Annotated in this window: 12 protein-coding genes; 6 read left to right on the top strand and 6 right to left on the bottom strand. The window is 72.7% G+C overall.

The window, feature by feature from the left end:
• The first annotated feature begins 26 nt into the window (after positions 1-26).
• On the top strand, positions 27-1640 hold the full coding sequence (locus tag ACFQGL_RS09545; RefSeq protein ID WP_377508608.1) for a hypothetical protein: 1614 nt from the start codon (positions 27-29) through the stop codon (positions 1638-1640).
• An 18-nt stretch (positions 1641-1658) separates the two neighbouring features.
• On the opposite strand, the gene ACFQGL_RS09540 is transcribed toward ACFQGL_RS09545, so the two are convergent.
• Both ACFQGL_RS09540 and glpX read right to left on the bottom strand, forming a co-directional pair.
• The gene (locus tag ACFQGL_RS09540; RefSeq protein WP_377508605.1) at positions 1659-2630 is read right to left on the bottom strand and encodes a DMT family transporter; all 972 of its coding nucleotides are present in this window, start codon (positions 2628-2630) and stop codon (positions 1659-1661) included.
• Complete coding sequence (glpX, locus tag ACFQGL_RS09535) at positions 2627-3658, bottom strand: class II fructose-bisphosphatase (protein ID WP_377508602.1); 1032 nt, start codon at positions 3656-3658, stop codon at positions 2627-2629. Before glpX ends, ACFQGL_RS09540 begins: the two co-directional genes overlap by 4 nt.
• A gap of 156 nt (positions 3659-3814) precedes the next feature.
• Here glpX and ACFQGL_RS09530 point away from each other — a divergent pair, with 156 nt between their 5' ends.
• Both ACFQGL_RS09530 and ACFQGL_RS09525 read left to right on the top strand, forming a co-directional pair.
• Positions 3815-4672, top strand: a complete 858-nt coding sequence (locus tag ACFQGL_RS09530; protein WP_377508599.1) for a DUF4245 domain-containing protein — start codon at positions 3815-3817, stop codon at positions 4670-4672.
• 194 nt (positions 4673-4866) lie between these two features.
• Positions 4867-5718, top strand: a complete 852-nt coding sequence (locus ACFQGL_RS09525) for a hypothetical protein (RefSeq protein ID WP_377508596.1) — start codon at positions 4867-4869, stop codon at positions 5716-5718.
• Positions 5719-5761: 43 nt separating this feature from the next.
• Here ACFQGL_RS09525 and ACFQGL_RS09520 read toward each other — a convergent pair whose 3' ends face one another.
• Together ACFQGL_RS09520 and xseA are read right to left on the bottom strand one after the other, a co-directional pair.
• Entirely contained in the window at positions 5762-5983 is a 222-nt protein-coding gene (locus ACFQGL_RS09520; RefSeq protein WP_377508593.1) for an exodeoxyribonuclease VII small subunit, read from the bottom strand.
• A gap of 47 nt (positions 5984-6030) precedes the next feature.
• Positions 6031-7245: an exodeoxyribonuclease VII large subunit gene (xseA, locus tag ACFQGL_RS09515; RefSeq protein ID WP_377508590.1), complete on the bottom strand. Its 1215-nt coding sequence runs from the start codon at positions 7243-7245 to the stop codon at positions 6031-6033.
• A 155-nt stretch (positions 7246-7400) separates the two neighbouring features.
• Between xseA and ACFQGL_RS09510 the strand changes: the two genes are divergently transcribed.
• Positions 7401-8387 carry a 4-hydroxy-3-methylbut-2-enyl diphosphate reductase gene (locus tag ACFQGL_RS09510; RefSeq protein ID WP_377508587.1) on the top strand — a complete coding sequence of 329 codons (987 nt, stop codon included), beginning with the start codon at positions 7401-7403 and terminating at the stop codon, positions 8385-8387.
• 58 nt (positions 8388-8445) lie between these two features.
• A complete protein-coding gene (locus tag ACFQGL_RS09505; RefSeq protein ID WP_377508584.1) occupies positions 8446-8880 on the top strand; it encodes a hypothetical protein in 435 nt (144 codons plus the stop codon).
• A gap of 34 nt (positions 8881-8914) precedes the next feature.
• Here the strand turns inward: ACFQGL_RS09505 and ACFQGL_RS09500 are convergent, their stop codons facing one another.
• Positions 8915-10078 carry a DNA recombination protein RmuC gene (locus tag ACFQGL_RS09500; protein ID WP_377508581.1) on the bottom strand — a complete coding sequence of 388 codons (1164 nt, stop codon included), beginning with the start codon at positions 10076-10078 and terminating at the stop codon, positions 8915-8917.
• Between the two features lie 54 nt (positions 10079-10132).
• Here ACFQGL_RS09500 and ACFQGL_RS09495 point away from each other — a divergent pair, with 54 nt between their 5' ends.
• Entirely contained in the window at positions 10133-10957 is an 825-nt protein-coding gene (locus ACFQGL_RS09495) for a hypothetical protein (RefSeq protein ID WP_377508579.1), read from the top strand.
• A gap of 63 nt (positions 10958-11020) precedes the next feature.
• On the opposite strand, the gene ppc is transcribed toward ACFQGL_RS09495, so the two are convergent.
• On the bottom strand, positions 11021-13807 hold the full coding sequence (ppc, locus tag ACFQGL_RS09490) for a phosphoenolpyruvate carboxylase (protein ID WP_377508576.1): 2787 nt from the start codon (positions 13805-13807) through the stop codon (positions 11021-11023).
• Between the last annotated feature and the right edge of the window lie 17 nt (positions 13808-13824).

The raw sequence follows: 13824 nt of genomic DNA, 5'->3' as shown, positions 1-13824 counted from the left end.
AGACGAGCCGGCCGGACCCTGAGGGGATGACGGGGCCCGAGACACCACGCGACGGCGCGCCCACGACGCTGGCGTGGCTCTGCCATCCGGTGTCTCTGCTGGCTCTGGCCCTGCTGTTGGTCAACGACCACGTGCTGAAGTCGGCTTTCCCCGGCGTGGTGACCGGCAAGTTGAGCGATGTCGCGGGTCTGGTGCTCGCGCCGCCGTTGGTCGCGGTGCTGTTGACCCTGCTGGTGCCGCGGTTGCCGGCCCGGGCCGCCGCGCCGGCCGGGCTGGTCGCGGTGGGTGCCGGGTTCGCGCTCGTCAAATCCAGCGGGTACGCGGCCGAGCTGGCCTCCTCGGCCTGGACCGAGCTGGCGGGGCCGTCGTTGGTCCGGGCGGACCGGACCGATCTGCTCACCCTGCCGGCGCTCGGCCTGGCCTGGTGGAGCTGGACCCGGGCCCGGGAGCGGCCGGTGCGTTATCGGAGGGCTCGGCTGGTCCGGCTGTTGGTGGTCCTGCCGCCGGCGGTGTTGGCGGTCGCCGCCACCAGCGCGGTCCACTACCCGTACGCCCTGGGCACCACGGTGCTCGACGGTCACCCGGCGATCTCGGTCGGCTCCGGCACCGTCGTATCTCCCTGGCCGGAGAACGCCAGCGAAGGCCGGTGGTCGGTCAGCGACGATGGCGGGACCACCTGGCATCCCGCCACCGTCGAGGAGCAACGGCGACTGTCCGATCAGCATTCCGCGCAGCAGCAGGCGTGCGTCCCGGACGAGCCCCGGCGCTGCTACCGGGTGGTCGCCGGGCACCTGCGGGTGGAGCAGAGCGACGACGCTGGGGCGACCTGGCAGGTGTCCTGGGAGGTGTCGGACGGGAAGCGGGAGGCGTTGGCCCGCCGGTCCCCGAACCCGGGCGACATCCGCCAGCACTTCGCGTCCCGGGAGTTGATCGTCTATCCGCACGCGAACGGTGGGTACGAGGTGCTGGTCGCCAACGGTCGGGACGGCTTTGTGCGCCGCCTGACGGACGGCGGATGGCGGCGCGAGGGCTTCCTGGGTGGTGCCCGGCACCTCGGTCCGACGGACGAGCCCCCCGCACTGGATGACGGCGGGCCGGTGCAACGCGAGACGGACCTGCTGCTCGCTATCGCGCTCGCGTTGACCCTCGGCTTCCTGGTCGCCGCGGTCGCCGGTCACCTGGCGATCCGCCGTGCCGGCGGTCGGCGCTGGTGGGGGATCGCCGGCAGCCTGGCAATGTTGCTCGCCGGGGACCTGCTGGTGGCCGTTTGGTCCCGCGAGGACGACGTCGACACCGTGCTGGCGGTGCTGTTCTTCGTCCTGCCGTTGGGCGCCCTGACGGCGCTGGTCCTGCTCATCGTCGCCACGAAGCAAGGCGCGTCGAGCCGTTGGGCCGGGTGGGCCGTGGGTGACCTCCTGCTCACCGCGTTCCTGGCCGGGGTGCCGCTGGTCGGCTGGCTGAACGGCACTCCGTCGCAGACCCGGGTCGCGGTGGCGCTGGCCCTGCTGGCCACCGTGCCGGGACTACTGCTGGCCGTCCGGCTCGCCAGGCTGGTCGATCCACCCCCGGCCCTGCACCACCGGGTCGAGCCGCCCTACCCGGCGTACCTACCCTTCCGCAATGACCAGCCGTCCCGCTGACCGCGCTGTCTGGACGGGTCAGCGGCGCGCGGGCGGTGCCAGCGCGGCGATCAGCACGGCCACCATGGTCAGCGCGGCCCCGAGCAGGGTGGCCGGGCTGGGGTGTGAGGCCGTGGTCGGCAGCACCAGGTCCAGCACCACCGCCCCGACGATCTGACCCGCGATGGTGGCCAGGCCGAGCAGCAGCACACCGGTGAAGCGCACGATCGCCGCGGCGATCGCGATGAACACGATTCCGATCGGACCACCCAGGTAGAGCCACGGCTCGGTGGGCAGGTGGCCGGTCGGGAATCCGCGTACCGCGATGTCGATCGCGAACGCGACGAGCAGCGCGACCGTACCCACGGTGAAGTTGACCAGGGTGGCGGTCAGCGCGCTGTCGGCGGCTGCCCGTACCCGCCCGTTGACCGCCTGCTGCCAGGCGATGCCGATCCCGGCCAGCAGCGGCAGCAGGGCCAGCGCCAGCGCGCCCGGGTCGCCGAGCCGGTCGGAGACGGACAGGCCCACCGCGAGCACGGTGAGCATCGCGCCGGCCAGCCGCTGCATCGTGACCGGCTGCCGCCCGGTCGGCCCGATGCCGGCCCGATCCACCGCCAGACTGCTGCCGGACTGGCCGGCGACCACCGCCACGGTGAACACCGCCACGCCCAACGAGCCGATGGTGAGCCCCTGGGTGGCCACCAGGAACGCACCGCACACCCCGCCGAGGCACTGCCACGGGCGCAGCGCGCCGGCCGCGAGGGCACGCCGGAACGCCACGATGCCGCGCCGTCCGCCGGGGGTGGCGGGCACCAGCACCAGCAGCACCACCAGCCCCAGACCGAACGAGACCACCGCGGCGGCGAACCCGTCGGCCAGGCGTACGCCCAACTCGCCGTTGATCCGGGACTGCAACGCCACCGCGACTCCGGAGACCGACGCCAGTGCGACGCCAGCGATCCGGCGCGCGGCGGACAGGGTCTGCGGCGTCGCCGTCCCGGTGTTGCTCACTCCTGTTCGGCCAGCGGCCGGCCGTCGAAGTCGACCGCCGAGTAGAGCGCCAGCTTCTCCAGCCGGTGGTACGAGTCGATCACCCGGATGGTGCCGCTCTTCGAGCGCATCACGATCGACTGGGTGTACGCGCCGCCGGCCCGGTAACGCACCCCGCGCAGCAGGTCGCCGGAGGTGACTCCGGTCGCCACGAAGAAGCAGTTGTCCCCGGTCACCAGGTCGTCGGTGCTCAGCACCCGATCCAGGTCGTGCCCGGCGGCGAGGGCCTTCTCCCGCTCCTCGGCGTCGCGCGGCCAGAGCTTGGCCTGCATCGCCCCGCCCATGCACTTCAGCGCGCACGCGGAGATGATGCCCTCGGGGGTGCCGCCGATGCCCATCAGCACGTCGACGTCGGACTCTCCCCGGGCCGCCGCGATGGAGCCGGCGATGTCCCCGTCGGAGATGAACCGGATGCCCGCACCGGTCCGGCGGATCTGCGCGACCAGATCGTCGTGTCGACCGCGGTCGAGTACGCAGACGGTCACCTCGGAGACGTCGGTGCCCTTGACCTTGGCGATACGACGCAGGTTGTCCGCCACCCCGGCGTTGATGTCCACCACATCGGCGTACGCCGGCCCGACGGCGAGCTTCTCCATGTAGAAGACCGCGCTCGGGTCGAACATCGCACCCCGCTCGGAGACGGCGAGCACCGCCAGCGCGTTCGGCATGCCCTTGCTCATCAGCGTCGTACCGTCGACCGGGTCGACGGCGACGTCCACCTCCGGTCCGGTGCCGTCGCCGACGTGTTCGCCGTTGAAGAGCATCGGGGCGTTGTCCTTCTCGCCCTCGCCGATCACCACGATGCCGCGCATCTGGATCGAGTTGATCAGCTTGCGCATGGCGTCGACGGCGGCTCCGTCGCCGCCCTCCTTGTCGCCTCGACCGACCCAGCGACCAGCGGCCATCGCTGCGGCCTCGGTGACCCGGACCAGGTCGAGGGCAAGGTTACGGTCGAGATCCTGTGGGATCCTCGTCCTGCTGGTCGTCATGAAGGCTCCTCCTCGCGACGGTGCGGGGTGGACCGGCGGCGGGGTGCCCCCCGCTGCCGGCTTTGTCGCTGATCCTCACACGATGGCGCACCCGGTGTCGGGTCGGGGCGGCGATGGCCCGGATACCGCCGGTCGTGCGGCTGCGAAGATGGCAGGGTGGAACCCGCACAGCCAGCCGACCGCGTACCCGCCGACCGCACGCCGCCCGACGGCCAGCCGCCGGCCGACCTTCCCGCCGGTCCGGCCGTGACCGGCCCGACGCCGCCGGCCGGCGAACCCGCCCCGGCCGGGCCGTCCCCGGCCGGTGTCAGCGCCGGGCCGTCCCCGGCCGTCTCTGGCGGCGAGCCCTCTCCGGCCGTCGCCGGCGGCGAGCCGGCCCTGGTCGCGTTGGGTCCGGCCGCCGCGTCGCCGCCGGACGAGCCGTCCCCGGCCGAGCCCGCCCCCACGATCGACGGCGCCACCGAGGCCGGTGAGCGGCCCGCGCCACCTCCTCGGATGGAGTCGGCCAAGGCCGAGCGGTCGCCGAAGGACATGGCGATCTCGCTGCTCGTGCTGCTGGTGCCGATCGCACTGCTGCTGGCGTTCTACCGAGGGTTCCTCGGCGGCGACCAGGCCAGCACCGTGGATCCGTCGCCCGCGATCGAACAGGCCCGGTCGGCGAACGTCTTCCCGGTGAGCCAGCCGCAGGGGCTCGGCTCCGGCTGGCGTACGGTCAGCGCCCGCTACCAGACCGTCGAGGGCGGTGCGAACCTGCGGATCGGCTACCTCACGCCGGAGGGGCGGGGCGTCCAACTGCTGCAGAGCAGCGTGCCGGCGGAACGGCTGCTCCCGGCCGAGCTGACCGACCAGGGTCAACCGCAGGGGCCGACGGAGCTGGCCGGGCGCAGTTGGCAGCGCTACACGGCCCGGGGCAACCAGCAGGCGCTGGTTCTGCTGGAGCCGACCCGCACGGTGCTCATCGTCGGCGACGCCCGGGACAACGAGCTGCGTGAACTGGCCGGCGCGCTGCGCTGAGCGGAGGCCACTGACCCAGCGTTCGCCCGGTAACCGGACAGACGGGTGATTGTGCGGCGCCCCGACAGGGAACAAGGAGGGAGCGACCCGGGCGCACGTTCGGCCCGGATCGCGCGGCGCAGCCGACGGTGCTGCTGCGTCGCCCGGTTTCCGGCGCCGTCCAGGCCGTCGGGCGACCCCCTTGGAGACAGGTCATGACCGTACGACGACTCAGCGCCGGCCTGGTAGCCGCAGCGCTGTTCACGCCAACCCTCGCAGCCTGCAACGCCAGCGGGCCGGGTACCGCCGGAGGGACCCCGTCCCCGACGACGACCGTTTCCCCGTCGGCGAGTGCGTCCGGTGGCGCGCCGGTGGCGGGAGACGCCAAGCAGGCTCTGCTCGACTCCACCAAGGAGATCAGCAACGGCAACTTCCGGTTCTCCCTCGTCGGAGCCGGGTCGACGGCGGAGGGGCAGGTGCACCAGCCGAGCCAGAGCGCCACGATGAAGGTCAGCCTCGGCGGCCCGTCATCCGATCTGGCGATGAAGCTCGACGTCATCCACGCCAAGCCGGACAGCTGGGCGAAGCTGGAGCTGACCGGCCCCACCGCCGACAGCCTGCCCGCTCTCAAGCAGCTCAACCTCGGCAAGTACCAGCATCTCGACCAGAGCCGGATCAAGGGCAACCGGAGTCTCGGCTTCGACTTCGAGAAGTTCGACCCGGCCGGCAGCGCGGTGCTGACCCAGGGCATCACCGAGGTCCGCAGCACCGGCACCGGCGCGTACGCCGGCACCATCGACATCACCAAGGCGGCCGAGGCCGGTTCGCTGAACGCCGCCACGATCGCCGCGCTGGGCACCCAGGCCAAGACGGTCCCGTTCACCGCGAAGGTGGACCCGCAGGGCCGGCTCAGTGAGCTTGTGCTGCAGATCCCGGCCGCCGGGCAGACCACCGCCCAGGAGATCAAGATGACGTACTCCGACTATGGTGCCGCCACCGCCGCGCAGAAGCCGCCGGCGGACCAGGTCGTCGAGGCGCCGAGCGAGCTGTACGGCCTGTTCGGCTGACGGTCGTACGCGGGTGGGGCGGCTCCGGCCGCCCCACCGGCGCTCAGGAGGCGGGTTCCTGGCGTGCGGCGTCGATCCGGGCCCGCGCACCGTCCAGCCAACGCTGGCAGATCACCGCCAACGCCTCGCCGCGTTCCCAGAGCGCCAACGACTCCTCCAGGGACGTGCCGCCGGCCTCCAGCCGTTCGACCACCGAGGCCAGCTCGGCCCGGGCCTGCTCGTAGCTGGGCCGCTCGTCCGGCCCGGCCTTCGTGTCGTCAGTCATCGCGTCCATCTCAGCACATCGCTCCCCGGGTCACCGCGCCGCGCCGCTCAGCCGTCCACCGTGGCGGCCAGCTCACCGTCGGCCAGCCGGACCCGCAGCGGGTCGCCCTTGCCGACCTCGGCCGCCGCGCGCACCACGTGGCCGTCGGCGCGCTGCACGATCGCGTACCCCCGGTCGAGGGTCGCGGCGGGGGAGAGCGCGCGCAGCCGGGCCAGGGTGTGCCGCAACTCGTTGTCGGCGGCGGCGAGCCGGTGGTCCAGGCAGCGCCCGGCCCGCTGGCGCAGGGCGGTCAGCTCGGTGGCCCGCTGCTCCACCATCACCTGGGGCCGGGCCAGCACCGGCCGGGACCGCAGCCCGTCGAGTCGGTGCGACTCCCGGTCGACCAGGTTGCGTACCGCCCGTTCGAGGCGGTGCCGGGCCTGGCCGATGAGGCGTACCTCCTCGGTGAGGTCGGGTACCACCCGCTTGGCCGCGTCGGTCGGGGTGGAGGCGCGGACGTCGGCGACGTAGTCGATCAGCGGCGCGTCCGTCTCGTGGCCGATCGCGCTCACCACCGGGGTACGACAGCCGAACACCGCGCGGCAGAGTGCCTCGTCGGAGAAGGGCAGCAGGTCCTCGATACCGCCACCACCTCGCGCGATGATGATCACCTCGATGCTCGGATCGGCGTCCAGCACCTTGAGCGCGTCGATGATCTGCGGCACCGCGGAGGGGCCCTGCACCGCGACGTTGACCGTGCGGAACTCCACCGCGGGCCAGCGCCGCCGGGCATTGGTGAGTACGTCCCGCTCGGCCGCCGAGGCGCGGCCGGTGATCAGCCCGATCCGACCGGGCAGGAACGGCAGCCGGCGCTTGCGGGCCCGGTCGAACAGGCCCTCGGCGGCGAGCAGCTTCTTGAGCTTCTCCAGCCGGGCCAGCAGCTCACCGAGCCCCACCTGGCGGATCTCGTCGGCCCGCAGGCTCAGTGTGCCCCGCGCGGCATAGAACTCCGGCTTGGCGTGCAGGACCACCCGGGCACCCTCGCGCAGCTCCGGAGCGCCCGCGTCCAGCACGTCCCGGTTGGTGGTGACGGTCAGGCTCAGGTCGGCCGACGGGTCACGCAGGGTGAGGAAGACGGTGCTGGCCCCGGGCCGGCGGCTGATTTGTGCCACCTGCCCGTCCACCCACACCCAGCCGAGCTTGGCGATCCACGCCCCGACCTTCTGGCTGACCACCCGGACCGGCCACGGCTCCTCCGCGCTGCTGCGCGCCCCGTCACTCACCCGCCCACCCTACGGACCCCTCGCGGTGATCAAGAAGTTTGCGTCGGCGCCGGCGCGTTTTCTGACGCGAACCTCTTGATCAACTCGGTTGGACCGGAAGGGCGGAGGGGGTTGTGGGCGGTGGTGGCGGGGAATCGGGCACGTACGATGGGCGGGTGACCGAGGCTCAGGCGACCCCCCAGACCGGCAAGCGCGTGCTCCTGGCCAAGCCCCGCGGCTACTGTGCGGGCGTCGACCGTGCGGTGCAGACCGTCGAGGAAGCGCTGAAGCTCTACGGCGCCCCGATCTACGTCCGCAAGCAGATCGTGCACAACAAGCACGTCGTGCAGACCCTGGAGTCCCAGGGCGCGATCTTCGTGGAGGAGAACGAGGAGGTGCCGGAGGGCGCCACCGTCATCTTCTCGGCGCACGGGGTGGCCCCCGAGGTCTACGAGCAGGCGAAGCAGCGGTCGCTGAAGGCGATCGACGCGACCTGCCCGCTGGTCACCAAGGTGCACCAGGAGGCGAAGCGGTTCGCCGCCGAGGACTACGACATCCTGCTGATCGGCCACGAGGGGCACGAGGAGGTCATCGGCACCGCCGGTGAGGCCCCCGCGCACATCCAACTCGTGGACGGCCCGGACGGCGCTGACAAGATCACCGTCCGTGACCCGGAGAAGGTGGTCTGGCTCTCCCAGACCACGCTGTCGGTGGACGAGACGCTGGAGACCGTGGCCCGGCTCAAGCAGCGGCTGCCGCTGCTCCAGTCCCCGCCCAGCGACGACATCTGCTACGCCACCTCCAACCGGCAGCACGTGGTCAAGGAGATCGCCCCGGAGTGCGACGTGGTGATCGTCGTCGGCTCGACCAACTCGTCCAACTCGGTCCGGCTGGTCGAGGTCGCCCTGGACGCCGGCGCCCGCGCCGGTCACCTGATCGACTTCGCTCACGAGATCGACGACGCCTGGCTGGCCGACGCCCGCACCGTCGGCGTCACGTCCGGCGCGAGCGTCCCGGAGGACCTGGTCGCGGACGTGCTGACGTACCTGGCCACGCGCGGTTTCGGCGACGTCGAGGAGATCACCACCGCCAACGAGCGGCTCACCTTCTCGCTGCCGCAGGAGCTCAAGCGGGACATGAAGGCCGCAGCGGCCCGGCGCTGAGCGACGTCGGCCCGGTCCGGACGGGAACGCTCCGCCGACCCGGCGCGTCGAACCCGGCATGAGGACCTTTCGGCTCGTCGTTCCCGCCCTGCTGGCCTGCGTGGCGCTGAGCGCCTGCGCTGAAACGGACGGACCCGCGACCCCCACCCCGAGCGGTTCGTCAGCGGTGACCGGGCAACCCACCCCGTCCGCGCCCGTCCCCACGACCCCCGCGACCCCCGACCCGGGTACGACTCCTCGTTCGCCGACGCTCAAGCCGCCGGGTGGGCCCTCCATCCCGCCGCAGGTCGGCGCCACCGAACTGACCGGCACCATCACCGGCGGTGTGGAGCCGAACTGCGTGCTGCTCGACGGCTACCTGCTGATCGGCGGCCCCCGGGACGTGCTGGCGGTCGGTGCCCGCGTGGTCGTCACCGGCCGGGTGGAGCCGGGCATGATGACCACCTGCCAGCAGGGCACGCCGTTCGTGGTGGAGGGCGCCCACCGCAGCTGATCCTCCCGCTGGCCGCCGACCCGCCGGCCAGCGGTCAACGGTCGCGGTCGGCGGGTACGACGTCGTCCAGCAGCTCCGGTGCCTGGGGCTGGCGGGGAGTCAACTCGACCTGGGCCGGGCTGGTCAGCTCCTCGTCCGAGACACCCAGCTCGGCGAGCTTGCGGGCGCTGACCAGCACCCGGGCCTCCAGCGAGCCGACCGCCCGGTTGTACGCGGTCACCGCGCCGGCCAGCGACGACCCGAGCTTGCCCACGTGGTCACCGAGGGTGGAGAGCCGGCCGTACAGCTCCCGGGCCAGGGTGTGCACCGCCAGCGCGTTGCGGGCCAGCGCCTCCTGTCGCCAGGAGTAGGCCACCGTTCGCAGCAGGGCGACCAGGGTGGCCGGTGTGGCCAGCACCACGTTGCGGGTGAAGGCGTGCTCCAGCAGCGTCGGGTCGCGCTGGAGCGCCACGTCGAGGAACGGGTCGGCGGGGACGAACAGCACCACGAACTCCGGTGAGCTGTCGAACGCGGACCAGTAGGACTTGGCGGCCAGGGCGTCGACGTGCCCCCGCAGGTGCCGGGCGTGCGCGTCGAGGTGGGTGTCCCGACCACGCTCGTCGCGGGCCTCCATCGCGGTGAGGTACGCGTCGAACGGCGCCTTGGCGTCCACCACCACCGACCGGCCACCGTGCAGTCGGACCACCAGATCCGGGCGGACCACCTGCTCGTCGGTGGCGGCGGTGACCTGCTCGGAGAAGTCGCAGTGCTCCAGCATGCCGGCCGCCTCGACGATCCGGCGCAGTTGGTGCTCGCCCCAGCGGCCCCGCACCTGCGGCGCGCGCAGCGCGGCCACCAGTTGCTTGGTCTCGGTGCGTAGCTCGCCGGAGACCGCGTTCATCGAGCGGACCTGCTCACGCAGCTCGGCGTACGCGTCCACCCGGTCGTGCTCCAGCTCGGCCACCCGCAGCTCGTAGCGGCGCAGGGTGTCGTGCAGCGGCGCCACCGCGCGCGCCACCGCCTCCTGCGACTGGGCGGTGGCCTCGTAGCTGAGCGCCCGCATCGACTGCTCCAGCCGCCCCTCGCCCTCCCGCGTGGCGGTCAGGGTGGCGTCCAGGCGAGCGATGTCGGCCGCCGACCGGGACCGGGCCGCGAGCCAGCCCACCGCCCCGCCGGCACCGAGGCACACGATCACCAGGAGCAGCGTGGAGACGTCCATCACCGGAGCTTGCCAGACGGATGCGACGAGACAGCCGGGAGTACGTTCGTAGACATGGAACTTGTGCTGTGCCTCGCCATCGTGGTGGTCGGCGCGCTGGTTGCCGCGGCGATCGCCCGCGCCCAGGGCAGCGCCCGCCGGGGCAACGAACTGGCCGACGCCCGCGCCGAGGCGCAGCGTTGGTACGAGCGTCTGGGCGGGCAACTGCTGAACCTGCAGGGCGACCAGCCTGCGGTCCGCCAGGCGCTGTCCGACGCCGGTGAGCGGTACAACGCGGCGGGCTCGCAACTTGAGCAGGCACGGACGCCGCACCAGTTCGGGCTGGCCCGGGAGACCGCGCTGGAGGGGCTGGCGTACATCCGGGCGGCGCGGAACGCGCTGGGCATCGATCCCGGCCCCGAGCTGCCGCAGCTGGCCGCGGCGCGTGGTGTGGGGCAGCTGACCAAGGAACGCCAGGTCGACGTGCAGGGGCAGACGTTCCGAGCCGGCCCGCAGCCCGGCCGGGACACGCCCTACTACTACCCCGGTGGTCGGTACGAGGGCCGGGCGGTTCCGGCCGGCTGGTACTCGACGCCGTGGTGGAAGACGGCGCTGGGCGCCGGCGCCGGTGTGATCGGCGGCATGTTGATCGCCGACGCGTTGTTCTCGCCCGCCTTCGCCGACCCGGGGTACGGCTATGACGCCGGCTACCAGGAGGGCTTCGGCGACGGCGCCGACCAGGCCGGCGACGCTGGCGACCAGGGCGGCGACCAGGACTTCGGCGGCGCGGACCAGGGCGGAGACGTCGGCGGCGGCGACTACGCGGGCGGCGACTTCGGTGGCGGCGACTTCGGTGGTGGGGACTTCGGTGGCGGCGACTTCGGCGGCGGCGACTGGTGACCGACAGCTGAATACGGACAGGCCCCGGTCGAGCTGACCGGGGCCTGTCCGTCTGTCCGTTGTTCAGCCGGTGTTGCGCATTCCGGCGGCGATGCCGTTCACCGTGGTGAGCAGCGCCCGCTCCAGGGCCGTACCGTCGCTCGGGGCACGTCGGCCGCCCGGCGCGGTGGCCACCGCCCGTCCGGCGGCACCGGACTCCCGGTACTGCCGCAGCAACGCCACCTGAAGGTGGTGCAGCGGCTCCAGGTAGGTGTCCCGTACCGCCAGGGTGCGCTGGAGTACGGGTGAGTTCTCCAGCAGGGCGGGCGAGGCGGTCACCGCCAGCACCTCCCGCTTGGTCAGCTCGTACTCCTGCTCGATCTGCTCGAAGATCGGGTGCAGCTTCTTCGGCACCAGCGTCTCGACGTACCGGCGGGCGATGCTCAGGTCGGTCTTGGTCAGCATCATCTCCACGTTCGAGAGGAACGTGCGGAAGAAGTGCCAGTTGCGGTGCATCTCGGCCAGCACGTCCGCCAGCCCGGCCTCGCGGGCGGCGGCGAGCCCGGAGCCGACGCCGAACCAGCCCGGCACGATCTGCCGGGTCTGCGTCCAGCCGAACACCCACGGGATGGCCCGCAGCCCGGAGAGCCCCGCGCCGGTGTTCGGGCGCTTCGCCGGCCGGGAGCCGATGTTCAGAGCGCCGAGCAGCTCGGTGGGGGTGGAGGCCCAGAAGTACGCGGGCAGGTCCGGGTCCTCGACCAGCGACCGGTACGACCGGAACGCCGACTCAGAGACCACGTCCATCGTGGCGTCCCAGCGCTCCAGCATCTCGGCCGGTTGACGGGGCGCGGTGTGCAGCAGCGTCGCCTGGAGCACCGCGGCGAGGGTCAGCTCCAGGTTCTCCCGGGCCAGCGAGGGCAGGGTGTACTTGTCGGAGATCACCTCGCCCTGCTCGGTCACCTTGATCGCGCCGTCCATGGTGCCGTACGGCTGGGCCAGGATCGCCTCGTGCGTCGGGCCGCCGCCACGTCCCACCGTGCCGCCTCGGCCGTGGAACAGCCGCAGGTGCACCCCGTGCCGGGCGGCCACGTCACGCAACGCGCGCTGCGCCCGGTGGATCGACCACTGGCTGGTGGTGATCCCGGCCTCCTTGTTGGAGTCGGAGTAGCCGAGCATGACCTCCTGCACGTCGCCCCGGGCGGACACCAGCGCGCGGTACGCGGGCAGCGACAGCAGCTCGTCGAGGAGTTCACCGCCGGCGTTCAGCTCGGCGGGGGTCTCCAGCAGCGGCACGAACCCGACCCGGGCCCGCCCGCTGTGCACGTCCACCAGCCCGGCCTCGCGGGCCAGCACCACCGCGGCCAGCACGTCGTCGACGCCCAGGGTCATCGAGATGATGTACGACTCGATCACCTCGGTGCCGAACCGGTCCTGTGCCTCGCGGATGGTTCCGAAGACGTCGAACGTCTTGCGGGCCTGCTCGGACAGCGGCGTGTCCAGGGTGGACAGCGGCCGGCGGCCGGTCAGCTCGTCGGCGAGCAGCTTGGTGCGTTCCAGCCGGGACAGCGCCGGGTAGTCGGAGACCTCACCGACGGCCCCGTACAGCTGGGCGAGCACGGCGTGGTGCGCCTCGGCGTGCTCCCGGACGTCCATGGTCGCCAGGTGCAGGCCGAACGCGGAGACCGTCCGGATGGTGGAGGCCAGCCGGCCGACGGCGGTGAGCTGCCCGGAGTTGCGGGCCAGCGAGGCGCGCAGCAGATCCAGGTCGGCGATCAACTCGGCCGAGCCCCGGTAGTCCCGGCCCGGGACGTGCGCGGTGCCCTGCCGCAACCGCTGCCGGGTGTTGGCCAGCTTGGCCTTCACACAGCGCGCCTTGAGCCGGTACGGCTCCTCGGCGTTGACCCGACGGAACCGGGGCGCCACCTCGGGCAGCGCGTCCAGGTCGGCGGCCAGGCTGGCGGAGAGATCCAGGGACACCCCGCGCAGCCGGCGGGAGACCGAGATCTCGTTGATCAGGTGATCCATCGCCTTCTCGGTGGCCGCGATGCCGTGCTCGTGCTGGATGGCCAACACGTCGCGGGTGACCGCCGGGGTGACGAACGGGTTGCCGTCCCGGTCGCCACCGATCCAGGTGCCGAAGCTCAGCGGACGGGCCGTCGGCGAGGTCTCCACGCCGAGCGTGCGCAGCGTGTCGGCCAGGTCGTCGAGTACCTGGGGGGCGGCCTCGGCGTACAGGTCACGCAGGTAGTAGATGGCGTTACGGGCCTCGTCGGTCGGGTCCGGCCGGTCCAGCCGCAGCTCGTCCGTCTGCCACATCAGGTCGAGCAGCTCGGCCAGCCGGCGGTTCGCCGGGCCCTCGTCGCTGGCGCCGTAGAGGATCGCGTTGGCGGTCTCGGTGTCCAGCTCGTCGGCGATGGCCCGCAGCTTGGACAGGATCGAGCGGCGGGCCGCCTCGGTCGGGTGGGCGGTGAACACCGGCCGGACCGCCAGCCGGCGGGCGGCGTTGGCGATCTCCTCGGCCGGCACCCCGCGCTCGGCGATCATCTTGGCGGCCTGGTCCAGCCAGCCGCCCTGCACGGCGCGGCGGCGGCGCAGGTCGCGGGCGCGGTGCACCTGCTCGGTGATGTTGGCCAGGTGGAAGTAGGTGGAGAAGGCGCGGGCCAGCTTGGTGCCGGTGGTCACGTCGAGCCCACCGAGCCGTTGGGCGGCTGCCGGGACGTCGGTGCGGACCTGGGCGCGGATCTCCTCGACCAGGTCGAGCAGCGGGCGGCCCTCCTGGCGGGCCAGGGTCTGGCCGAGCAGGGTGCCGAGCCTGCGGATGTCAGCGCGCAGCGCGGCATCTGGGCCGTCGTGGTCGTGCTGGTCGGTCACGATGCGCTCCTTACGTG

It is taken from the genome of Micromonospora vulcania, from assembly GCF_042658605.1.
Classification (GTDB): domain Bacteria; phylum Actinomycetota; class Actinomycetes; order Mycobacteriales; family Micromonosporaceae; genus Micromonospora; species Micromonospora vulcania.
Note: the sequence above shows the minus strand (reverse complement) of the source record. Positions and strands in the feature narration are given on the sequence as shown.

What these genes read in the sequence shown, in the direction of transcription:
- ACFQGL_RS09545 (WP_377508608.1), top strand. Translation starts at nt 27, where the DNA reads ATGACGGGGCCCGAGACACCACGCGACGGCGCGCCCACGACGCTGGCG.
- glpX (WP_377508602.1), bottom strand. Translation starts at nt 3,658, where the DNA reads ATGACGACCAGCAGGACGAGGATCCCACAGGATCTCGACCGTAACCTT.
- ACFQGL_RS09525 (WP_377508596.1), top strand. Translation starts at nt 4,867, where the DNA reads ATGACCGTACGACGACTCAGCGCCGGCCTGGTAGCCGCAGCGCTGTTC.
- ACFQGL_RS09520 (WP_377508593.1), bottom strand. Translation starts at nt 5,983, where the DNA reads ATGACTGACGACACGAAGGCCGGGCCGGACGAGCGGCCCAGCTACGAG.
- ACFQGL_RS09505 (WP_377508584.1), top strand. Translation starts at nt 8,446, where the DNA reads ATGAGGACCTTTCGGCTCGTCGTTCCCGCCCTGCTGGCCTGCGTGGCG.
- ACFQGL_RS09500 (WP_377508581.1), bottom strand. Translation starts at nt 10,078, where the DNA reads ATGGACGTCTCCACGCTGCTCCTGGTGATCGTGTGCCTCGGTGCCGGC.
- ACFQGL_RS09495 (WP_377508579.1), top strand. Translation starts at nt 10,133, where the DNA reads ATGGAACTTGTGCTGTGCCTCGCCATCGTGGTGGTCGGCGCGCTGGTT.